Source organism: Janthinobacterium sp. GW822-FHT07H10 (genome assembly GCF_058798675.1).
Window position 1 is genome coordinate 99,211 of record NZ_JBXAKS010000009.1, and the last position, 21,284, is coordinate 120,494.

Sequence of the window (21,284 nt, forward strand, 5' to 3'; positions counted from 1 at the left end):
GGCATGCAGATCTGGATCGACGCCGATGCCTGTCCCGTGGTCATCAAGGAAATCCTGTACCGCGTGGCCGACCGCCTGGAATTGCCCGTGACCCTGGTGGCGAACCAGGGCTTGCGCGTGCCGCCGTCGCGTTTCATCCGCACCGTGCAAGTGCCATCCGGCGCCGACGTGGCCGACCAGGAAATCGTGCGCCTGCTCAATGCGGGCGACCTGGTCGTCACGGGCGACATCCCGCTGGCCGCCGACGTGCTCACCAAGGGCGGTTACGCGCTGAACCCGCGCGGCGAGTTTTATACGAAAGATAATATCGCCCAGCAACTGACGATGCGCGCCTTCATGGAGGAATTGCGCAGCGGCGGTGTCGACACGGGCGGCCCGGCCGCCTTCAGCCAGTCGGACCGGCAGCAATTCGCCAACAGCCTCGACCGGCATTTGAGCAAGCACCACCGCAAACCGGCCCCGGCGCAATAATCTGGGGACGAAAAAAAACCGGCTGCCAGGCCGGTTTTTTTATGTGTGCGGCTAGCTTAACGCGGCACTTTTCGCGTGCCCACCACTTCCACCGTCACGCGGCGGTTCTTGGCGCGTCCGGCGGCGCTCGTGTTGTCGGCCACGGGCTGCGTCTCTCCCTTGCCTTCCGTGTAGACGCGGTTCGTCTCGATACCGTGCGCCACGAGGTAAGCCTTGACGGCTTCGGCGCGGCGCTGCGACAGTTTCTGGTTGTAGGCGTCGGCACCGACGGCATCCGTATGGCCGACCGTGACGATGACTTCCAGGTCCATGCCCGTCAACTGGCCGAGCAACTGCTCCAGCGCCGTCTTGCCTTGCGGCTTGAGCGTGGATTGATCGAAATCAAACAGCGCCTCGGAAGCAAACGACACTTTTTCCGCCACGGGGGCCGGTGCGGGCTTGGCCTCGATCAGCGGCGGCGCCATCGTGACGACGGGCGCCACTGCCGGCGCCGGCTGGTAGGCGGGCGTGGCGCTGGCCGGGCGGCCCAGTTTGTACACGAGGCTGACGGAGTACAGGTCGGCGTCGCCGCGGTTGCCGACGGCATCGTTCAGGCGATAACGCTCGACTTCGCCGCGCAAGGCCAGCGCTTCGCTGAACTTGTATTCGAGGCCCAGGCCCAGCTTGGCATTGAGCTTGCGCTCGCTGGCATGCGTGTTCGTCGATCCCAGCAGGCGGTTGCCGCTGAATTCCGTACTCGTCCTGGTGTAGTGCATGCCGACACGGCCCAGCAGCGACAGGCGCTGCGACAGCGGCAACTGGCCCAGCAAGTCCAGGTTCACGCCGCGAAAGGCCGCTTCTCCATTGAGCACGCCATTGCCGCTGCTGGCGGACTGGAAATTGAATTTGCCCAGGTCAAAGTAGCCGGCTTCCACGGCCAGGTAGGGGTTCAATTGCCGCCCGACAAACAGTTTATAGCCGGTGTCGCGCTCGTCCTTGTTGAAAGCGATGACGCTTTCGCCGTTGGCGGCGAGGCTGGCGCGCAGGCGCGGCTCGTCGATGGTGGCGCGCGACTGGCCCACGCCAGCGCCGAGGTACCAGGCGCTGTTGGCCCAGTCCGGGTTGATGAAGGTGCTGTCCTGCGCTTGCGCCGAGTGGGCTGCCAGCAGGGAGCCGGCCATCACGCTCAGGGCGCCCAGTGTGTGTGCGATCGTCATGGTCCTGTCCTGTTTATTTGGTGATCTGGTTGTTGCGCAGGGTAACGGCGGCTGCCGTCAGCACGCGGCCGTTGAGCAGTGTCGTATTGTCGCCCACCGTGATGGCGGCCGACTGGCCCAGGATGTTGCCCTTGAAGACGCTGTTGGCGGCCAGGGTGGTGGGGCCGACGGGCAGCCAGCTGACGTTGTCGGCCGTGGCGCCATTGTTCAGGGCGACCACCGAGTTGACGGTCGAGTTCAGGGTCAGCGCCGTGCGGAAGATGTACACGCCGGGACCGTTCAGGGTCAAGGTGCCCGTGATGCTGATGGCGCCCGCATAGCAATACACGCCGGGGCCGAAGGTCTGGCCGCCCAGGTCGATGCCGCCGGCAAAGCTGACATCGCAGCTGCGGCTGTTGCCGTCCGTGATCGCCGCCTGCAGGTCCGTCATGGCGCCGGCCAGGATGGCGCCCGACTTGTAGTTGCTGAAACCTGCCGCCTGGGTCGGATCGACCGTTTGCGACGGCGCGCCGATGTCGCCCGTGATCAGGGTGGTGCCGCCCGAATTGTTCGTGATCGAGGTGCCGGCCAGCACGCCGAACGGCGCCGCGCGGCCCAGGTTGATCGGGTTGAGGACGGGCGGGATGGCGACGGCCGTGACGGTCAACAGCGCGCTGCCCGACTGGCCGCCGGCCGTGGCGGTGATGCTGCTGGTGCCGACGGCGATGCCGGTGGCGACGCCCGTGTTCAGTACGGTTGCGTTGGCAACGGTGCCCGATGTCCAGGTGGCGCCGGCGGTGACGACGGCGTTCGAACCGTCCGAATATGTTGCCGTGGCAACAAATTGCTGTACGCCGCCGACGGCGATGCTGGCGGTGGCCGGCGTGACGGCGATGCTGACCAGGGCGTGGGCAGGCACGGTGACGCTGGTGCTGGCCGTCTTGCCGTTGAAGCTCGCGTTCATGACGCTGCTACCGAAGGCCAGGCCCGTGACGAGGCCGCCGCTGGCGACGCTGGCGACAGCGGGCGTGGCGGCAACGAAGCTGCTGCTGGCGGTCACGTCAACGGTGCTGCCATCCGAATACGTGGCAAGGACGGCCAGCTGGCGCGTGGCGGCAACGGCAACGATGGGGTCTTGCGGCCTGACGGCGATCGACACGACCGCGGCCGGCGTGACGGTCAGTACGGCGCTGGCGCTCTTGCCGCCGAACGCGGCGCCGATGCTGCTGCTGCCGGCAGCAATGCCGGTGCCCAGGCCTGTGGCTGCATTGACGGTGGCGCTGGTGGGCGTGGCGGACGTCCAGGCCGCCTTGGCGCTGACGTCTTGCGAAGAGCCGTCGCCGTACGTGGCGATGGCCGTGAATTGCTGGGCGGCGCCGATGGCCACCGTCGCCGTCGCCGGCGTGACGGTCAGGCTGGCAAGGGTGGTGGCCGGCAAGCCGAGGATGGGGGCGCGTCCCTGGTCGCCGCCGCCGCAACCGGCCAGGGCGGCCATGGCCAGCAAACCTGCCGAAATGAGCAGCGGGTTCAGATATCGTTGGAAGAGGTTCATGTGTTTCCTTTGTGCTTGGGCAAGTCATTGCCAGGCATCCACGGATGAGGTCATCCTGCGGAGCCATGCCGCCCTTCGCTACAGGGCGATGGCGTCACAGGCATGCACTATTTCATTTAGGAAACTTCAGGTATGTTCGGTGGCGCGCTTAGCTTGCTGGCAATTTGAAATATCTTCTGGAAATGGTTACTTGTGTTTGAAAACAACGCTTTGCTTCCGCGCATGCTCATCGAGATGCACAAATGCTTCGGTCCCCAGCTGTATTTGAGTCATGGAACAGTTTTTTATTTTTATTAACAATACATGTTCTTTGTATAGGTGAAATATTGCTTTTTGATATATTATATTTCTCTTGATAATTGAATAACAGGCTGGCCAGTAAGCTGGCAAGGCTGCAATGGACCAACTATGACGGCGAGAAGCAAGGTAGGGTTATATTTATGTGCAGCGTTGCTGCCAGTCTCTCTGGCCGCATGCGGCGGTGGCGGCGGTGGCGGCGGAGGTCCCGCTACGCCGGTGCCACCGCCGACCCAGGTCAATCCCCCGGTCGTCGTCCCGCCGCCCGCCGCCCGTCGTCCCGCCCGTCGTGCTCCCTCCCGCCGAACCTGCGGATGGGCTGGGCCTTGCCGGACACTTGCCCGGGACGCTGGATCTGGGTTCCGCCACCCTGGTACCGTTGAATAAGACAGGTTTGCCCATCTCGTATGCGAATATGGCAGTGACGCTCTCGGATGAGGGCAAGGCATTGCTGGCGTTGCAGTACTCTAATTCATACGACGTACAGAACAACCTGACGTACTGGGCGCAATCTTCGCCGCAGGGCCAGTGGGGGAGTTTCCAGCCTGTTGCCGCGGCCGGATTGACGGGACGCACGGGCAGCATCGAATTGCAGATGAATGCTGCCGGCAATGCGATCCTGAGCTGGACGGATCAAAATCCTCTGTACGCCATCAATCCGAAGGCATTTATCGTGAATGTCGCGCGGTATATCGAAGGAAAGGGCTGGGATCCGGTCGTGTATGAACCCAGCGCCGGCGATATCGGCAATTATTCCCACGTAGGTTCCGGTACGGATATCAGTTTGCTGGCAGACAGCTCGTTCACCTATAGCGGCTTGGCCAGTGATTACGAAGTGGTCAGGACGACGCTTGACGGGCACCAGCAACGCCTGTTGCCAGTGAACCGCTCATATCCCGGACCGGACACGCCCCAGTTCGCTGGCTCATATACATTCTTTGCCCCCCATGCAGATGGCTATGGCTTGTATTACACCAGCAGTTTTTCGCGCACTGAAAAAGGGATGACGGACTTGAACGTACGCTGGGCGGATGTGAATAACATCGCCTTTGCGCCCTGGACGATTGCCAGTTATGGCGGTTTTTGCGATAGCCGGCCGATCGTGGCCACGACCACCGATTATGCCGAAGGCGTGCTGTCTGTCGTCAGTCAAGACAGCGCCGACTGTACGACGGAAAATCTGGACTTGATACGGGTGAACCGGCGATTCGGCTTGAATGCCAAAATCACGCGCGTGAGTGAAAAGAACGCATCCATTCTCTTTCCACCCAAGATATTTAACGATGCCCAAGGAAACGCACTGGCAGTGTGGGTGGAGCAGACCAGGATGGAGCCAGGCACTCCGGTAACGCCCGTGCGTACCATGTGGTCCCGGTCATCGTATGGCGAAAACTGGTCCACCCCGCAAATCTTGATGTCCAATAGCCCGGCGGCGTCGTTTGAGTATTTGATTGACCAGAATATTGCCGTGGCGATGAATGCTGCTGGACAAGCTGTCGCCGCGAAACTGGTGAAGAATGATGATTATTCCATATCGATCATGGTCAATAAATTTGCCATGGGAACAGGCTGGGCGGGCTGGACCAAGGTGGCACATAAGGCGGAGGTATTGAACCCGCGTGTCGCCATTAATGCCACTGGCCAGGCTGTTGTTGCTTATCTGGCATATCCCTCCACGCGGACGCCATATGGCAAGCCCGTCACGACAGCGCTGATACAGCCGCGCTGGCATGCTTTCGTGCTGCGATTCTGACGTGTGTTCGGGCGCTTGACATAAAAAAGCCGGCGCAGGGCCGGCTTCATCAGGGCAGGGCGTGTGCTGCTTATTCTTCGCGCACCCACGTTTGCGAGCGGCCAAACATCGGCACGCCGACATAGCCGCGCACTTGCAGCTTGGTGCCGCCTTCCGTCAGCTCGGCCTTGCTCTTGTAGGTCTTGCCATTGGCCGGATCCATGATTTCGCCGCCCGTCCATTCCTTGCCGTCATATTTCAGGCCGGACAGGATCACCATGCCGATGATGGGCTGGTCTTTCTTGGCGCCCGTGCACTTGTCGCACTTGGGGTTTTGATCTTCGTCAGGGCCGCGGAACAGCTTCTCGATCTTGCCTTGCAAGACGCCGTTGCTTTCCGTGATGACGATGAGGGATTTCGGCTTGCCGCTGGCGTCGTCGATGGTTTTCCACGTACCGACGGGAGTGTAGTTGCCGTCGCGCGCGGTGGCGCTGCCGGCGATGGCCAGGGCGGCCACCAGTACGCTTGCTTTGACGCTTGCTGTGAGTATTTTATGCATCGCTAGTCTCCAATGGTTTTTTTTGATCGGGTCACGAACAGTTTTTATACCAAGGCAAGACTATCAGTGCTGCGCGGCGTCACGGATGACGCCGCGCAATCCTGCCAAACTTGCCTTATGCGCTAGCTAGTTTAGCAAACTGTTCGCGCAATTTTTCAATTGTGGCCGAAAAACTGAGCAAGCGCTCGTTTTCTTGCGCAACAATGGCGGCCGGCGCGCGGGCGACGAAGCTTTCATTGCCCAATTTGCTGTTGACCTTGGCAATTTCCGCTTCGATGCGGGCGATTTCCTTGCCCAGACGCTCGCGTTCGGCAGCCACGTCGATTTCCACTTTCAGCATCAGCTTGGTGGTGCCGACGATGGCGACGGCCGCTGGCGAGTCCGGCAATGCATCGACGATCTGCACCTCGGCCAGCTTGCCCAGCGACTGGATGTACGGCGCGTACGACGCCAGCGCTTCTTTCTCGCTGGCATTGCCCGCTTCGACGATCAGCGGCACGCGCACGGAAGGCGAGATCTGCATTTCGCCGCGCAGGTTGCGCGTGGCGTCCGTCAATGCTTTCAGCTGCTGCATCCACGCTTCCGCCGATTCGTCGATCTTGTCGGTGTTGGCGATCGGATACGGCTGCATCATGATCGAATCGCCCTCTGGCTTGAGCGTCTTGCCGGCCAGTGGCGCCACTGTCTGCCACAGGGCTTCCGTGACGAAGGGGATGATTGGATGGGCCAGGCGCAGCACCACTTCCAGCACGCGCAGCAGGGTGTGGCGGGTGGCGCGCTGCTGGCCTTCCGTGCCCTGCTGCACCTGGACTTTTGCGACTTCCAGGTACCAGTCGCAATATTCGTCCCAGACGAATTTGTAGATGGTGGCGGCGATATTGTCGAAACGGAAATCTTCGAAGCCCTTGGCCACGTCCAGTTCCGCCTTTTGCAGCAGGGAAATAATCCACTTGTCCGCCTGCGACAGGTCGGCGTCATTCGGCGTGCAATCCTTGTTCTCCGTATTCATCATGACGAAACGGGTGGCATTCCACATCTTGTTGCAGAAGTTGCGGTAGCCTTCGCAGCGGCCCAGGTCGAAATTGATGTTGCGGCCCAGCGAAGCATAGCTGGCCATGGTGAAGCGCACGGCGTCCGTGCCGTAGGCGGAAATGCCCTCCGGGAATTCCTTGCGCGTCGCCTTGGTGATCTTTTCCGCGTCGCGCGGGTTCATCAGGCCCGTGGTGCGCTTGACGATCAAGCCTTCCAGGTCGATGCCGTCGATCAGGTCGATCGGGTCCAGGGTGTTGCCCTTCGACTTGGACATCTTCTGGCCCGTCGAATCGCGCACGAGGCCGTGCACGTAGACGGTTTCAAACGGCACCTTGCCCGTGAAGTGCGCCGTCATCATGACCATGCGCGCGACCCAGAAGAAAATGATGTCGAAACCGGTGACCAGCACGGACGACGGCAGGAACGCCTTCATGTCCGGTGTTTCTTCAGGCCAACCCATGGTCGAGAACGGCACCAGCGCCGACGAGAACCACGTGTCGAGCACGTCGTCGTCGCGCTTCAGCGGGCCCGTGCTGCCGGCGGCCAGGGCCTTGGCTTGCGCCTCAGCTTCCGTCTTGGCAACAAAGATATTGCCCTTGTCGTCGTACCAGGCGGGGATTTGATGGCCCCACCACAGCTGGCGCGAGATGCACCAGTCCTGGATGTTGTTGAGCCACTGGTTGTAGGTGGTGCTCCAGTTTTCCGGCACGAACTTGATTTCGCCGCTGGCGACCTTGTCCAGCGCCGTCTCGGCGATCGACTTGCCGGGGAAGAAAGTGCCTTCCGGGGCCGGCTTGCTCATGGCGACGAACCACTGGTCCGTCAGCATCGGCTCGATGACGACGCCCGTGCGGTCGCCGCGCGGCACCATCAGCTTGTGCGGCTTGACTTGCTCGAGCAAGCCTTGCGCATCGAGGTCGGCGACGATCTGCTTGCGCGCGGCGAAACGGTCCATGCCGCGGTACGCTTCCGGCGCATCGTCGGTGATCTTTGCGTCCAGGGTCAGGATGACGATCTGCGCCAGTTTGTGGCGCTGGCCGACGGCGTAATCGTTCATGTCATGCGCGGGGGTAATCTTGACGCAGCCCGTGCCGAATTCCTTGTCGACGTATTCGTCGGCGATGATGGGGATTTCGCGGTCGGTCAGCGGCAGTTTCAGCATCTTGCCCACCAGCGGCAGGTAGCGCTCGTCCGTCGGATCGACGGCCACGGCCACGTCGCCCAGCATGGTTTCAGGACGGGTCGTCGCCACCGTCAGGAAGCCGCTGCCGTCGGCCAGCGGGTACTTGATGTACCACATGGAGCCGTCTTCTTCCTCGGATACCACTTCCAGGTCGGAAACCGCCGTGCCCAGCACGGGATCCCAGTTGACGAGGCGCTTGCCGCGGTAGATCAGGCCTTGCTCGAACAGGCGCACGAAGACGTCGGTGACGACTTTCGAGCGCGGCTCGTCCATCGTGAAGTATTCGCGCTGCCAGTCGGCCGAGGCGCCCAGGCGGCGCATCTGGCCGGTGATGATGGAACCGGATTTTTCTTTCCATTCCCACACTTTTTCCACGAATTTCTCGCGGCCCAGGTCATGGCGCGAAATCTTTTGCGCATCCAGCTGGCGTTGCACGACGATTTGCGTGGCGATGCCCGCGTGGTCGGTGCCGGGAATCCAGGCCGTGTTGTGGCCCAGCATGCGGTGGTAGCGCGTCAGGCCATCCATGATGGTCTGGTTGAACGCATGGCCCATGTGCAGGGTGCCGGTGACGTTCGGCGGCGGCAACTGGATGCTGAAGGAAGGTTTTCCCGCATCGAGGGTGGCGGTAAAGTAACCGCGCTGTTCCCACTCGGTGCGCCAGAATTGTTCAATGTCGGCGGGCTCGAAAGACTTGGCTAATTCCATGATTTGGCGTGTGATTGGCAAAAGGAACCATTATAGATGACGCGGCATCGCCTGCAGCGGGGTAGCGGGCATTTTTCAGTGTTTTGGCGGCTTTGCGGACCGTTGGCGGCCAAGGGAACGGGGGTAAAACAGCTGACGATGTTATAATGTCGGCCTCGGCGCCTCCTGCCTCATCTTCGCGGACGGCGCCAGCGGACGCAGTTTTACCCAACTCTCGTCCGCGCCATACGGCCAGCGCATCAGCGATGCCAGCCACTTTCAGCGCGTCCCCTGCGGGCCGGGCGCCTGAGCCACGCGCACCGCCAGCGGTGCATCATTCACGGCGGACTACCGCGCGCCATCGTTTCCCGGCCGCGCCGCCACAGCTTAGCCAGGAATGTTGTTATCTGGCCCGTCGTCTTTCGATACGGCATGTTCCGCAGCGCCTGGCCGCTGTGGCCGTGCCATGGCCGCGCGCTTTCCCGGTTATGCCTGCATAAGGAAACCAGCATGAAAAAACTCTCGATCAGCGTCGGCCTCGTTTCGACCATTGCCACCCTGGGCGCCATGCCCGCCGTCCATGCCCAGTCGTCCGTCGAGCCGTCTTCGGTCACCATGTATGGCTTGATGGATGCGGCCCTGGTACAGGAGCGCGGCATCAGCAAGCTGACCAGTGGCGTTTCGGCCGGTTCGCGCCTGGGCCTGCGCGGCACGGAGTCGCTGGGCGACGGCTGGCAAGCCGTGTTTACCCTGGAAGCGGGCGTGCAGGGCGACACGGGCCGCTCTGACCAGGCGGGACAGTTGTTCGGCCGCCAGGCCTTTGTCGGCTTGAACAGCCCCCTGGGCATGCTGACCGTGGGCCGCCAGTACAACCTGCAAAGCCAGGCGTTGACGGACGTGGCCGACCCGTTCGAGGGCGGCATGGCCGGCGCCTCGACCAACCTGGCCGGCTATTCGGCTACGCGCATCGACAATACCGTGCGCTACACCTCGCCCGAGTTGCGCGGCGTCACGGCCACCGTCATGTACGGCTTTGGCGAGCATACGGGTGTTGCGGCAGATCAACGCTCGCTGGGCCTGGCCCTGGGCTATGTCAACGGTCCCCTGACCCTGCGCCTGGCGCGCCAGAGCCGTGGCGGCGACTTCGGCAAGGCCGACGTCAACAACACCATCCTGGCCGGCAACTACAACTTTGGCGGGGCGACGGCGTTTGCCGGCTATGGCCGCAACACGGGCGACGGCAGCACGATGTTCTTTGCCGAGAATCCGTATGGCGCGGCGCAGGCACCGGCCCAGTCGACGGACAGCCGCGACGCCATCGTCGGCGTTGCCGTGCCGCTCGGCGCGACGACCCTGCTGGCCTCGTTCATCCACAAGGATGACCGCGATGCCGCCAACCGCGATGCGCAGCAGCTGGCCATCGGCGCCACGTATGCCTTGTCCAAGCGCAGCAAGCTGTATGTTGCCTACGCACATATCCGCAACCGCAACGACGCCGCCTACATGGTGGGCAATGCCACGGAAGTGGGCACGGGCAACCGCGCGCTGAACATCGGCTTGCGCCACGCGTTTTAAGCCGGCAGTTTCTTTCCTTGTTGCAATAACGCCTCGAAGGCGGGCGCGGCCAGCGGACGGCTGAACAGGTAGCCCTGCATCTGCTCGCAGCCGTGCTGGCGCAGGAAGGCCAGCTGCTGCGCCGTTTCCACGCCTTCGGCGATCACGCTCAGGCGCAGGCTGTGCGCCAGCGAAATGATGGCGCGCACGATGGCCGCGTCGTCGTCGCTGTGCGTGATGTCGCTGACGAAGGATTTGTCGATTTTCAGCACGTCGATGGGGAAGTGGCGCAGATAGGCGAGGCTGGAATAGCCGGTGCCGAAGTCGTCGATCGACAGTTGCACGCCCAGCGCCTTCAGGTTGCCCATGATGGCCGTGGCTTGTTCCACGTCATGCATGACCATGCTTTCCGTCAATTCCAGTTCCAGGTAGGCCGCATCGAGTCCCGTCTCGGCCAGCGCCTGCGCCACCGCATGCAGCAGGTTCTTTTGCTTGAATTGCCGCGCCGACAGGTTGACGGCCAGGCGCAGCGGCCCATGGCCGGCCAGCTGCCAGGCACGCGCCTGCGCGCACGCCGTGCGCAGCACCCAGTCGCCGATGGGCGTGATCAAGCCCATTTCCTCGGCCAGGCCGATGAAGCTGGCCGGCGCGATGCGTCCCAGTTGCGGATGGTTCCAGCGCAGCAGCGCTTCCATGCCCGTCACGGCGCCGCTGGCCAGGTCCAGCTGCGGCTGGTATTCGAGGTGGAACTGCCCGCGCTCCAGGGCGTGGCGCAATTCGCTTTCCAGTTCCAGCCGCTCCAGCGTGCCCGCATTCATGCTCGATGCATAGAATTGCCAGTGGCCCCGTCCCTGTTCCTTGGCGCGGTACATGGCGATGTCGGCATGCTTGATCAGGGTATCGCCATCGTTGCCATCGTCGGGATACACGGCCACGCCCATGCAGCAGCTGAGAAAGAATTCATATTCGCCCAGCTGCAGCGGCCGCGCCACGGCGTCGAGGATGCGCTGCAGGATGGCCGCGCCCGGTTCGCCATCGCCATGCTGGGGCAGCAGCAGCACGAATTCGTCGCCGCCCAGGCGCGCCACCGTGTCGACTTCGCGCGTGGCGTCGCGCAGGCGCTCGGCCACGCTTTTCAGCACGCTGTCGCCCGCGTCGTGGCCCAGGGTGTCGTTGACGAACTTGAAGCGGTCGAGGTCGATGAAGACCACCCACAGGGGCAGCTTGCTGCGCCGCGCCACGGCCATCGCCTGCTCCAGCCGCTCGCGCAGCAGCAGGCGGTTGGCCAGGCCCGTCAGGACGTCGTGCCGCGACTGGAATTCCAGCTGCTGCTCGAAGCGCATGACGGTGCTGATGTCGTATTGCGCGACGACAAAGTGGTTGACGGGGCCATCGCCATCGTCGCGCACGGGCGCCACGAACAGTTCGCTCCAGTAGCAGCTGCCATCCCTGCGGTAATTGCGCACGATGGCCTTGCCCTCGCGCCGCTCGCGCAGGGCCGCGGTAATTGCATGCATGTCCTGCCGCGCGTGTTCGGGACCCTGCAAGTCTTCCAGGCGCTGCCCGATGACTTCGCTGGCCGCATAGCCGGTGATGCGCTCGAACGCGGGATTCACGTATTCGATCAGGTAGCCGGGCGCGTCGGCGCTGCACAGGATGATGGCATTGGCCGACACTTCGATGATGCGTTCGCGCAAGCGCAGCGATTTTTCATTGTGCATGCGCGCGGCGATGTCCTCGGACAGGCGCAGATTGGCAAACTGCAGCGTCGCCGTGCGTTCGCCCGTGATGCGCGCAATGACGCTGTTGCGCGACACCAGCTGGTAGACATAGGCGGCCGCCAGCAAACTCGACAGCAGTCCGCCCAGCAGCACATACAGCGAACCGCGGCGGTTGGCGTCGAACGTCAGCCCGTGCGCGGGCAGCAGGGCGGCGCTCAGCGCATGACCGCTGGCGTGGTGCTGCCACAGCAGCCTGGCGCTTTCCGCTTCGATCTGGCGCGCCGAGACATAGCACAGGGCCGTCAGGCACAGCCCGGCCGCCAGCGTGAGCAGGGCCGAGGTGGAGACGGAAATGGAGATGCGCTTGAAGAATGATTGCATGGTGGTGTCCGGTGGCTGTGCGCGCCGGTGCGTGTCCATGATCAGGTCGCCCGGTTAGGACTGGACTGTAGGGCCGTGGCCGATTCAGCGTCCGTACGCTAGCGAACGGACGACCATGCCAACAAGAAATATAGTCGGGCCACTGTGCAAGCGCTGTGTTACGCTGCACAGCATGGCGGCTCTCGTTCGGACGCCTTTCACATATCCCCTAGCTGACGACTGGAAACCAGGAACCCTGCCCATGTCGAGTCCGCATGCCCAGTTGCACAACCCGAATCAAAACCATTTGCTCGCCGCCATGCTCGACGCCGATTTCGCGCGCCTGGCGCCGCACCTCGAGCAAGTGCCGATGCTGCTGGGCGACGTGATCTACGATTCGGGCGACAAGCTGCAGCATGTGCACTTTCCCACCACGGCCATCGTATCCCTGCATTACCTGCTGGAAAACGGCGGCTCATCCGAGATCGCCGGCGTCGGCAATGAGGGCATGGTGGGCGTGTCGCTGTTCATGGGCGGCAATTCCACGCCGAGCCGCGCCGTCGTGCAGACGGGCGGCGTCGGCTATCGCCTGAAGGCGCATCTGCTGATGGAGGAATTCGACCGCGCCGGCCCCGTCATGCGTTTGCTGCTGCGCTATACGCAGGCGCTGATCACGCAAATGTCGCAGACGGCCGTGTGCAACCGCCACCATACGGTGGAACAGCAGCTGTGCCGCTGGCTGCTGCTGACCATGGACCGCCTGCCGGGCCGCGAGCTGACGATGACGCAGGAATTGATTGCCAACATGCTGGGCGTGCGCCGCGAAGGCGTGACGGAAGCGGCGGGCCGCCTGCAGGCGCGCGGCTTCATCAGCTATCGGCGCGGGCATATCACGGTGCAGGACCGCGCCGGCCTCGAAGGCCATGTGTGCGAATGCTATGGCGTGGTGAAGAAGGAATTCGCGCGCCTGTTGTCGGACGTGCGCCAGCGCCAGGGCCATTGAGTTCCCCCGTCCCCTCTTTCATTGTCGTTACAGCCAGGCCATTCCATGCACACAGTTGATAAACTCCCCTCCCGCGCCCCATCGCGCTGGCCCATGGCGCTGGCGTTTTCGTTCAGCGCCATCGTGCTGCTGGCCGTTGGCGTGCTGGCCTGGCGCGCCCCGTTCGAGACGGCGTGCGTGATCGACGCGCTGGTGTTCCTGCTGCTGATGCTGCTGGCGGCGCTGTACCGGCGCACGGTGGCGGCCAGCCTGCCGCGCCAGCTGCTCAAGGCGGGCGCCTTGCAGGATGCGATTTTCAACAGCGCCAACTTCTCGTGCATCGCCACCGATGCGCAGGGCGTGATCCAGATTTTCAATGTGGGCGCCGAACGCATGCTCGGCTACGCAGCCGGCGAGGTGGTCGACAAGCTGACGCCGGCCGGTATTTCCGATGCACAAGAAATCGTCGCGCGCGCTGCCGCCCTCAGCGCCGAACTCGATACGCGCATCACGCCCGGCGTGGAAGCGCTGGTGTTCAAGGCCACGCGCGGCATCGAGGATATCTACGAGCTCACGTATATCCGCAAGGATGGCAGCCGCTTTCCCGCCATCGTCTCCGTGACGGCCCTGCGCGACGCGCAAAGCAAGGTCATCGGCTATCTGCTGATCGGCACGGACAACACGGCGCGCAAGCAGGTCGAGGCGGAACAGGCGCTGCTGGACCAGCGCCTGCAGGAGCAGCAGGCGTACACGCGCTCGCTGGTCGAGAGCAACAATGCCGAGCTGAAAAAGGCGCGCCAGGTGGCGGAAAAGGCCAACCGCGCCAAGTCGGAATTCCTGTCGAGCATGAGCCATGAATTGCGCACGCCGCTGAACGCCGTGCTGGGCTTTGCGCAGCTGATGGCGTCCGACGTGCCGCCGCCCACGGTGCCGCAGCAGCGCTCGATCGAACAGATCCTCAAGGGCGGCTGGTATCTCTTGCGCTTGATCAATGAAATCCTCGACCTGGCCATGATCGAATCGGGCAAGGTCACCCTGTCGCAGGAAGCGATGTCCTTGCTCGACGTGCTGCAGGATTGCCAGGCGATGATCGCGCCGCAGGCGGAAAAGCGCGGCATCCGCATGCAGTTTCCCCGCTGTGGCCAGGCCTTCTACGTGCATGCGGACCGCACGCGCGTGAAACAGGTGATGGTCAACCTGCTGTCGAACGCCATCAAGTACAACCATTCCGGCGGCACCGTCACCGTCGAATGCAGCCGGAATGGCGACAAGGTGAGGGTCAGCGTGCGTGACAGCGGCGCCGGCCTCGATGCGGGCCAGGTGGCGCAGCTGTTCCAGCCGTTCAACCGCCTGGGGCAGGAAAACAGCACGGAAGAGGGCACGGGTATCGGCCTCGTCGTCACCAAGCAGCTGGTCGAACTGATGGGCGGCGCCATCGGCGTCGACAGCACCGTCGGCGTGGGCACCACCTTCTGGTTCGAGCTGGCCGCCAGCACTGCACCGTCACTGGTGCTGGGCGACGGCGATGCGTTGGCGCAGGTGCAAGAGCCGCAGGAAAGCCAGCGCACCTTGCTGTACGTGGAAGACAATCCCGCCAACCTGGCGCTGGTGGAGCAATTGATCGCCCGCCGCAGCGACCTGAAGCTGCTGACGGCCATCGATGCGCACCTGGGCATCGACCTGGCGCGCACCTACCAGCCCGATGTGATCTTGATGGATATCAACCTGCCCGGCATCAGCGGCTATGGCGCGCTGCATATCCTGCACGACGATCCGCTGACCAGCCACATTCCCGTGATGGCGCTGTCGGCCAACGCCGTGCCGCGCGACATCGAAAAAGGCCTGGAAGCGGGCTTCTTCCGCTACCTGACCAAGCCGATCAAGGTCGTCGAATTCATGGATGCGCTCGACGTGGCCCTGCACCATGCGGCCGCGCACGGCCTGGCCGACGACACTCACGCAGTACGCTAATTCAGCATTTATTTTTAGGAATACCGCCATGCTTCAAGCCACCGAGATTCTGAACGCCAGCATCCTCATCGTCGATGACCAGGAGGCCAACGTCATGCTGCTGGAACAGGTGCTGCGCAATGCCGGCTATACGCGCATCACGTCCACCATGGACCCGCAAGCCGTGCGCGCGCTGCACCAGCAGCACCGCTACGATTTGATCCTGCTCGACTTGCAGATGCCGGAAATGGATGGCTTCGAGGTGATGGAAGGCTTGCGCGACATCGAGGCAGGCAGTTACCTGCCCGTGCTGGTGATCACGGCCCAGCCTGGCCACAAGCTGCGCGCGCTGCAGGCCGGCGCCAAGGATTTCGTCAGCAAGCCCTTCGACCTGGTGGAAGTCAAGACGCGCATCCACAACATGCTGGAAGTGCGCCTGCTGTACCAGAAGCTGGGCGACTACAGCAAGTCGCTGGAACAGATGGTGGAAGCGCGCACGGCCGAACTGCGCGAAAGCGAAGCGCGCTTCCAGCGCTTCACGGAACTGTCGTCGGATTGGTACTGGGAACAGGATGCGCAGGGCAATTTGACGCGCTTTTCCGGCCCCGTGGCCGAGATGCTGGGCATCGGCAGCGAAGACGAGCCGCAGCGCTGGAACGCCGCCGAGCGTGCCTTGCTCGACGCCAAGATCGCCGCGCGCGAACCGTTCCTCGACTTCATCTACAGCCGCGCCAACCCGGACGGCAGCACGCAATACCTGCAGGTCAGCGGCGAACCGATGTTCGACAATGGCAGCCGCTTCATCGGCTACCGCGGCATCGGCCTCGATGTCACGGCGCGCCTGCGCACTGCCTGATTGGCGGGCGGCTGATTTATACTTGTTGCCATTCACATCGACAAGGAAAGCATCATGGCTGACAAACTGCCTCCGGCGACACCGCCGCAATACTGGTTCCCCGCCAAGACCTATGGCTGGGGCTGGGGCATGCCCATCACCTGGCAGGGCTGGCTGGTCTTCCTCGGCGCGCTGGCGCTGTTCGCCTGCGGCGCCTATCTGTTCCCGCCGCAGGAATCGCTGGCGCCGTACATCGTCTATGAAGTCGTCATTGCCGCCGCGCTCGTCGGCGTGTGCTGGCTGAAAGGCGAACCGACCAGCTGGCGCTGGGGCAAGAAGAAATAAACGTCCGCGCATCGTTTGCAAGGCAAGCGATGCGCAAAGACGACAGCTGCAAGAAATCATCTGGCCACGCGGCGCGAACCGCGTATAATTGGCTCGCTGCCGCAAGGCGGCAAACGCTAGGGGTCCTGCCTTTCGCTGTGGAAACACGGTGCAAGCGCGGGTGAGAAATACCCTCCGAACCTGATCTGGATAATGCCAGCGAAGGGAAGCTTTAGGATGAACGCACCCCGCCTTTCCGCGTGCGCGCAGCCGAACCTCCTTAGCTGGCTCCAGGCTATAAATAGTCTAGCTGCAGTCTAGCCAAGGAGCCAAAATGAACGCCAATCCGAAATTCCTTTCCGCCACCGCCACGGTCGACGAAGCCGCCATCGCGCCGCTGCCCAATTCGTGCAAGATCTATGTCGAAGGCAGCCGCCCCGACATCCGCGTGCCCATGCGCGCCATCAGCCAGTCCGACACGGAAGCGTCGTTCGGCGGTGAAAAGAATCCGCCGATCTACGTGTATGACACGTCCGGCCCGTACACGGACCCGGACGTGCAGATCGACATCCGCTCGGGCCTCGATACGCCGCGCCTGCCGTGGATACTCGAGCGTGCCGACACGGAAGAATTGCCCGGTCCCACCTCCGATTACGGCATCGCCCGCCTGGCCGACCCGAAACTGGCCGAGCTGCGCTTCAACCTGCACCGCAAGCCGCGCCGCGCCATTGCCGGCAAGAACGTGACGCAGATGCATTATGCGCGCCAGGGCATCATCACGCCGGAAATGGAATTCGTCGCCATCCGCGAAAACATGCGCCGGCAAGAGTATTTGCGCGAGCTCAAGGCTTCCGGCCCCATGGGCGAGCGGATGGCCGAGATGATGGGCCGCCAGCACCCGGGCCAGTCGTTTGGCGCCAGCATCCCTGCCGAAATCACGCCCGAGTTCGTGCGCGAGGAAATCGCCCGCGGCCGCGCCATCATTCCCGCCAACATCAACCACCCGGAAGTCGAGCCGATGATCATCGGTCGCAATTTCCTGGTGAAAATTAACGCAAATATCGGCAACTCGGCCGTCACGTCGTCCATCGGCGAGGAAGTGGAAAAGATGACCTGGGCCATCCGCTGGGGCGGCGACAATGTGATGGACTTGTCGACTGGCAAGCACATCCACGAGACGCGCGAATGGATCGTGCGCAACAGCCCCGTGCCCATCGGTACCGTGCCCATCTACCAGGCGCTGGAAAAGGTCAATGGCAAGGCAGAAGATTTAACGTGGGAAATTTTCCGCGACACCCTGATCGAGCAGGCCGAGCAGGGCGTCGACTACTTCACCATCCACGCCGGCGTGCTGCTGCGCTATGTGCCGATGACGGCCAAGCGCTTGACGGGCATCGTTTCGCGCGGCGGCTCCATCATGGCGAAATGGTGCCTGGCCCACCACCAGGAATCGTTCCTGTACACGCATTTCGAAGAGATTTGCGAGATCATGAAGGCGTATGACGTCTCGTTCTCGCTGGGCGACGGCCTGCGTCCCGGCTCCATCTACGACGCCAACGACGAGGCGCAGCTGGGCGAGCTGAAGACCCTGGGCGAGCTGACGCAGATCGCCTGGAAGCACGACGTGCAAGTGATGATCGAAGGCCCGGGCCACGTGCCCATGCAATTGATCAAGGAAAACATGGACTTGCAGCTGGAGCAGTGCGGCGAGGCGCCGTTCTACACCCTGGGGCCGCTGACGACCGATATCGCGCCCGGCTACGACCACATCACCTCGGGCATCGGCGCGGCCATGATCGGCTGGTACGGCACGGCCATGCTGTGCTACGTGACGCCGAAGGAGCACCTGGGCTTGCCGAACAAGGCGGACGTCAAGGACGGCATCATCACCTACAAGATTGCGGCGCATGCGGCCGACCTGGCGAAAGGCCATCCGGGCGCGCAGATCCGCGACAACGCGCTGTCGAAGGCGCGTTTCGAATTCCGCTGGGACGACCAGTTCAACATCGGCCTGGACCCGGACAAGGCGCGCGAATTCCACGATGAAACCTTGCCCAAGGATTCGGCCAAGGTGGCGCATTTCTGCTCCATGTGCGGCCCCCACTTCTGTTCGATGAAGATCACGCAGGAAGTGCGCGAATACGCGGCCGGCATGGGCATTGCGGAAGACAAGGCGCTGAAGCAGGGCATGGAAGTGAAAGCCATCGAGTTCATCAAGAACGGCGCCGAGCTGTACCGCAAGGTCTGAGGGAGGCGTGATGAGTGCATTGATACCGATCATGCTCAACGGCGCGCCGCACCAGGTGCCGCCCGGGCAAACCCTGGATCAACTGATCGCCGCGCTGTCGCTGGAAAACCAGGCGCTGGCGCTGGCCGTCAACCGCAGCGTGGTGCCGCGCAAGGCGTGGCGGGACAGGGTCCTGGAAACCCAGGACCAGGTGGAGATCGTCCGCGCCATCGGCGGCGGCTAAAAATGTCCAAGCAAACCTGCTGCGCGTCGCGCTTTGCGGCCTGCGATGCTCACCGGCTCGGCGCGCCCGTGCCCTGGCACGGTGGCGCGTCTCGGCCACAAATCATCGCCGCTCGCGACGGTTTTCTTCGGACGTTTAAAAACTTAAGGAACAGCATATGCATACCGCAACAAACAACGACCTGCTGACGATCGCAGGAAAACAGTATCAATCGCGCCTGCTGGTGGGCAGCGGCAAGTACAAGGACTTGCCGCAGACGCGCGAAGCGACGGACGCGGCCGAGGCGCAGATCATCACGGTGGCGATCCGCCGCGTGAATATCGGGCAAGATCCGAATGCGCCCAGCCTGCTCGACTTCGTGCCGCCCGAGCAGTACACGATACTCCCGAACACGGCCGGCTGCTACAACGCCAAGGATGCCGTGTACACCTTGCAGCTGGCGCGCGAACTGCTGGGCGGGCGCAATCTGGTGAAACTGGAAGTGCTGGGCGACGAAAAGACCCTGTTCCCGCACATGCCGGAAACCCTGATCGCGGCCGAGGCGCTGGTCAAGGATGGCTTCGACGTGATGGTGTACTGCAGCGACGACCCGATCCAGGCGAAGATTCTGGAAGACATCGGCTGCGTGGCCGTCATGCCGCTGGCGTCCCTGATCGGCTCGGGCATGGGCATCTTGAATCCGTGGAACTTGTCCCTGATCATCGACCAGGCGAAAGTGCCCGTGCTGGTGGACGCGGGCGTGGGCACGGCGTCGGATGCGGCGATCGCCATGGAGCTTGGCTGCGATGGCGTGTTGATGAACACGGCGATCGCGGGCGCGCGCGACCCCGTGCGCATGGCGCGCGCCATGAAGCTGGCCGTGCGGGCCGGGCGCGAAGCGTTCCTGGCGGGACGCATGCCGCGCAAATTCGCCGCCTCGCCATCGTCGCCGATGGCAGGCCGCCTGGCGTGATGGTGCCTACGCTGCCGGTGGTGCTGGTGTTTGCCGGCGTCGATCCTTCCGGCGGCGCGGGCATCGCTGCCGATATTCTCGCCATCGCGGCGCAGGGCGCGCATGCCTTGCCCGTCGTCACGGCGCTGACCGTGCAGGACAACGACCGCGTGTTTGGCGTGCAAGCCGTGGCGCCGGAGCTGCTGCGCCGGCAGGCGCAGGCGTTGATCGACAAGATCGCCATCCACGCCGTGAAAATCGGCATTCCCGGCAGCGCGGCAAACGCGGCCGTCATCGCCGACTTGATCGGGCAACTGCGGCAGGCCCGGCCGAATCTGCCCGTCGTGCTCGACCCCGTGCTGGCCAGCGGCCATGGCGACGTGCTCAGCCTGGACGATGCCGTGCTGGCGCTGGCACCCCTGCTGGCAGTGACTACTGTCATCGTACCGAACGGGCCGGAGGCGGTGGCCCTGGGCGGAGCGGAAAACTTGCGCGCGCAAGGCTGCGAACATGTGCTGGTGACGGGCGGCCATGGCGCCGGTGACGAGGTGATCAACCGCTGGCGCGATGCCGCTGGCGTGGAGCGCGAGTGGTGCTGGCCACGCCTGCCCGGCGCCTTCCACGGCAGCGGCTGCACCCTGGCGTCCGCCATCGCGGCGCGGCTGGCGTCGGGTCAGCCACTCGCGCAGGCGCTTGATGGCGCGCAAACTTATTGCCATGCGGCCCTGGCTGGCGCGTATGCCATTGCGCCAGGTCAATTCATGCCGCAACGACTGACTGATTAAGGAAAACATCATGCGTGGACTGTATCTCGTCACTCCCAACTGGGATGACACCGACCGCCTGCTCGACGTAAGCGAGCAAGCCTTGCAGGGCGGCGTGGCCCTGCTGCAATACCGCCACAAGAGCGCCGATGCGGCGCAACGGCGCGAGCAGGCGGGCGCCTTGCTGGCGCTGGCCCGCAAGTATGGCGTGCCCTTCATCATCAACGACTTCATCGAGCTGTGCGAAGAGCTCGACGCGGACGGCGTGCACGTGGGTGGCACGGATGCGTCCGTCGCGCAGGTGCGCGCGCGGCTGGGGACGGACAAGATCGTCGGCGCTTCCTGCTATGGCGACATGGCGCTGGCGTACGCGGCGCAGGCGGGCGGCGCCAGTTACGTGGCCTTTGGCGGCTTCTATCCTTCGCTGGTGAAACAGTATCCGGTGACGACGCCGCTGGACATCGTGCTGCAGACGAAACGCGAGATCAGCTTGCCGTGCGTGGTGATCGGCGGCATGACGCCGGCGAATGCGGCGCCGCTGGTCGCGCGCGGCGCCGACATGGTGGCGGCGATCAGCAGCGTATTTGGCAACGGAGACCAGGCGGACGAGGTGGATATTGCAGTGCAGCAATTCAATCTGCTGTTTGCGCGTTAAGCGGAGGTCTTGCGCGGCGGGTTTCACGCATAATCGGCATATAATAAGA

The 21,284-nt window shown here is 63.3% G+C and carries 17 protein-coding genes and 1 riboswitch; of the genes, 12 read left to right on the forward strand and 5 right to left on the reverse strand.

Annotated features, from left to right (window positions below; all coding sequences use genetic code 11):
* The first annotated feature begins 3 nt into the window (after positions 1-3).
* Positions 4-471 carry a YaiI/YqxD family protein gene (locus AC1RDJ_RS19965; RefSeq protein ID WP_071326709.1) on the forward strand — a complete coding sequence of 156 codons (468 nt, stop codon included), beginning with the start codon at positions 4-6 and terminating at the stop codon, positions 469-471.
* 56 nt (positions 472-527) lie between these two features.
* On the opposite strand, the gene AC1RDJ_RS19970 is transcribed toward AC1RDJ_RS19965, so the two are convergent.
* Positions 528-1,667 carry an OmpA family protein gene (locus AC1RDJ_RS19970; RefSeq protein ID WP_493028479.1) on the reverse strand — a complete coding sequence of 380 codons (1,140 nt, stop codon included), beginning with the start codon at positions 1,665-1,667 and terminating at the stop codon, positions 528-530.
* Positions 1,668-1,680: 13 nt separating this feature from the next.
* Entirely contained in the window at positions 1,681-3,198 is a 1,518-nt protein-coding gene (locus AC1RDJ_RS19975) for an ice-binding family protein (protein ID WP_493028480.1), read from the reverse strand.
* A gap of 712 nt (positions 3,199-3,910) precedes the next feature.
* Between AC1RDJ_RS19975 and AC1RDJ_RS19980 the strand changes: the two genes are divergently transcribed.
* Positions 3,911-5,248, forward strand: coding sequence for a hypothetical protein (locus tag AC1RDJ_RS19980; RefSeq protein ID WP_493028481.1), 1,338 nt, complete (start codon positions 3,911-3,913; stop codon positions 5,246-5,248).
* 70 nt (positions 5,249-5,318) lie between these two features.
* Here the strand turns inward: AC1RDJ_RS19980 and AC1RDJ_RS19985 are convergent, their stop codons facing one another.
* Both AC1RDJ_RS19985 and AC1RDJ_RS19990 read right to left on the reverse strand, forming a co-directional pair.
* A complete protein-coding gene (locus AC1RDJ_RS19985) occupies positions 5,319-5,786 on the reverse strand; it encodes a DUF2147 domain-containing protein (RefSeq protein ID WP_493028482.1) in 468 nt (155 codons plus the stop codon).
* Between the two features lie 115 nt (positions 5,787-5,901).
* Positions 5,902-8,709 carry a valine--tRNA ligase gene (locus AC1RDJ_RS19990; RefSeq protein ID WP_493028483.1) on the reverse strand — a complete coding sequence of 936 codons (2,808 nt, stop codon included), beginning with the start codon at positions 8,707-8,709 and terminating at the stop codon, positions 5,902-5,904.
* A gap of 489 nt (positions 8,710-9,198) precedes the next feature.
* Here AC1RDJ_RS19990 and AC1RDJ_RS19995 point away from each other — a divergent pair, with 489 nt between their 5' ends.
* Complete coding sequence (locus tag AC1RDJ_RS19995) at positions 9,199-10,263, forward strand: porin (RefSeq protein ID WP_493028484.1); 1,065 nt, start codon at positions 9,199-9,201, stop codon at positions 10,261-10,263.
* Here the strand turns inward: AC1RDJ_RS19995 and AC1RDJ_RS20000 are convergent.
* Positions 10,260-12,344, reverse strand: a complete 2,085-nt coding sequence (locus tag AC1RDJ_RS20000) for a putative bifunctional diguanylate cyclase/phosphodiesterase (RefSeq protein ID WP_493028485.1) — start codon at positions 12,342-12,344, stop codon at positions 10,260-10,262. The genes AC1RDJ_RS19995 and AC1RDJ_RS20000 overlap by 4 nt on opposite strands.
* 241 nt (positions 12,345-12,585) lie before the next feature.
* Here AC1RDJ_RS20000 and AC1RDJ_RS20005 point away from each other — a divergent pair, with 241 nt between their 5' ends.
* The 9 genes from AC1RDJ_RS20005 (at position 12,586) to thiE (ending at position 21,235) form a co-directional block, all read left to right on the forward strand.
* Positions 12,586-13,326 carry a Crp/Fnr family transcriptional regulator gene (locus AC1RDJ_RS20005; protein ID WP_071325388.1) on the forward strand — a complete coding sequence of 247 codons (741 nt, stop codon included), beginning with the start codon at positions 12,586-12,588 and terminating at the stop codon, positions 13,324-13,326.
* A gap of 45 nt (positions 13,327-13,371) precedes the next feature.
* Positions 13,372-15,276, forward strand: a complete 1,905-nt coding sequence (locus AC1RDJ_RS20010; RefSeq protein ID WP_493028486.1) for a hybrid sensor histidine kinase/response regulator — start codon at positions 13,372-13,374, stop codon at positions 15,274-15,276.
* 28 nt (positions 15,277-15,304) lie between these two features.
* On the forward strand, positions 15,305-16,111 hold the full coding sequence (locus AC1RDJ_RS20015; protein ID WP_071325387.1) for a response regulator: 807 nt from the start codon (positions 15,305-15,307) through the stop codon (positions 16,109-16,111).
* A 54-nt stretch (positions 16,112-16,165) separates the two neighbouring features.
* On the forward strand, positions 16,166-16,435 hold the full coding sequence (locus tag AC1RDJ_RS20020) for a hypothetical protein (protein ID WP_071325386.1): 270 nt from the start codon (positions 16,166-16,168) through the stop codon (positions 16,433-16,435).
* A gap of 108 nt (positions 16,436-16,543) precedes the next feature.
* Positions 16,544-16,659: riboswitch (TPP riboswitch) on the forward strand.
* 89 nt (positions 16,660-16,748) lie between these two features.
* A complete protein-coding gene (thiC, locus tag AC1RDJ_RS20025) occupies positions 16,749-18,662 on the forward strand; it encodes a phosphomethylpyrimidine synthase ThiC (protein WP_289889423.1) in 1,914 nt (637 codons plus the stop codon).
* A gap of 19 nt (positions 18,663-18,681) precedes the next feature.
* Entirely contained in the window at positions 18,682-18,885 is a 204-nt protein-coding gene (gene thiS / locus AC1RDJ_RS20030; RefSeq protein WP_071325384.1) for a sulfur carrier protein ThiS, read from the forward strand.
* A 157-nt stretch (positions 18,886-19,042) separates the two neighbouring features.
* Positions 19,043-19,837, forward strand: a complete 795-nt coding sequence (locus AC1RDJ_RS20035) for a thiazole synthase (protein WP_071325383.1) — start codon at positions 19,043-19,045, stop codon at positions 19,835-19,837.
* Positions 19,837-20,601: a hydroxymethylpyrimidine/phosphomethylpyrimidine kinase gene (locus AC1RDJ_RS20040; protein WP_493028555.1), complete on the forward strand. Its 765-nt coding sequence runs from the start codon at positions 19,837-19,839 to the stop codon at positions 20,599-20,601. Before AC1RDJ_RS20035 ends, AC1RDJ_RS20040 begins: the two co-directional genes overlap by 1 nt.
* A gap of 10 nt (positions 20,602-20,611) precedes the next feature.
* Positions 20,612-21,235 carry a thiamine phosphate synthase gene (gene thiE / locus AC1RDJ_RS20045; protein WP_289889425.1) on the forward strand — a complete coding sequence of 208 codons (624 nt, stop codon included), beginning with the start codon at positions 20,612-20,614 and terminating at the stop codon, positions 21,233-21,235.
* Positions 21,236-21,284 lie beyond the last annotated feature (49 nt).

Excerpts from the sequence above, each read along its gene's own strand:
- AC1RDJ_RS19965 (WP_071326709.1), top strand. The coding sequence starts at position 4 with ATGCAGATCTGGATCGACGCCGATGCCTGTCCCGTGGTCATCAAGGAA.
- AC1RDJ_RS19970 (WP_493028479.1), bottom strand. The coding sequence starts at position 1,667 with ATGACGATCGCACACACACTGGGCGCCCTGAGCGTGATGGCCGGCTCC.
- AC1RDJ_RS19975 (WP_493028480.1), bottom strand. The coding sequence starts at position 3,198 with ATGAACCTCTTCCAACGATATCTGAACCCGCTGCTCATTTCGGCAGGT.
- AC1RDJ_RS19980 (WP_493028481.1), top strand. The coding sequence starts at position 3,911 with ATGGCAGTGACGCTCTCGGATGAGGGCAAGGCATTGCTGGCGTTGCAG.
- AC1RDJ_RS19985 (WP_493028482.1), bottom strand. The coding sequence starts at position 5,786 with ATGCATAAAATACTCACAGCAAGCGTCAAAGCAAGCGTACTGGTGGCC.
- AC1RDJ_RS19990 (WP_493028483.1), bottom strand. The coding sequence starts at position 8,709 with ATGGAATTAGCCAAGTCTTTCGAGCCCGCCGACATTGAACAATTCTGG.
- AC1RDJ_RS19995 (WP_493028484.1), top strand. The coding sequence starts at position 9,199 with ATGAAAAAACTCTCGATCAGCGTCGGCCTCGTTTCGACCATTGCCACC.
- AC1RDJ_RS20000 (WP_493028485.1), bottom strand. The coding sequence starts at position 12,344 with ATGCAATCATTCTTCAAGCGCATCTCCATTTCCGTCTCCACCTCGGCC.
- AC1RDJ_RS20005 (WP_071325388.1), top strand. The coding sequence starts at position 12,586 with ATGTCGAGTCCGCATGCCCAGTTGCACAACCCGAATCAAAACCATTTG.
- AC1RDJ_RS20010 (WP_493028486.1), top strand. The coding sequence starts at position 13,372 with ATGCACACAGTTGATAAACTCCCCTCCCGCGCCCCATCGCGCTGGCCC.
- AC1RDJ_RS20015 (WP_071325387.1), top strand. The coding sequence starts at position 15,305 with ATGCTTCAAGCCACCGAGATTCTGAACGCCAGCATCCTCATCGTCGAT.
- AC1RDJ_RS20020 (WP_071325386.1), top strand. The coding sequence starts at position 16,166 with ATGGCTGACAAACTGCCTCCGGCGACACCGCCGCAATACTGGTTCCCC.
- thiC (WP_289889423.1), top strand. The coding sequence starts at position 16,749 with ATGAACGCCAATCCGAAATTCCTTTCCGCCACCGCCACGGTCGACGAA.
- AC1RDJ_RS20035 (WP_071325383.1), top strand. The coding sequence starts at position 19,043 with ATGCATACCGCAACAAACAACGACCTGCTGACGATCGCAGGAAAACAG.
- AC1RDJ_RS20040 (WP_493028555.1), top strand. The coding sequence starts at position 19,837 with ATGGTGCCTACGCTGCCGGTGGTGCTGGTGTTTGCCGGCGTCGATCCT.
- thiE (WP_289889425.1), top strand. The coding sequence starts at position 20,612 with ATGCGTGGACTGTATCTCGTCACTCCCAACTGGGATGACACCGACCGC.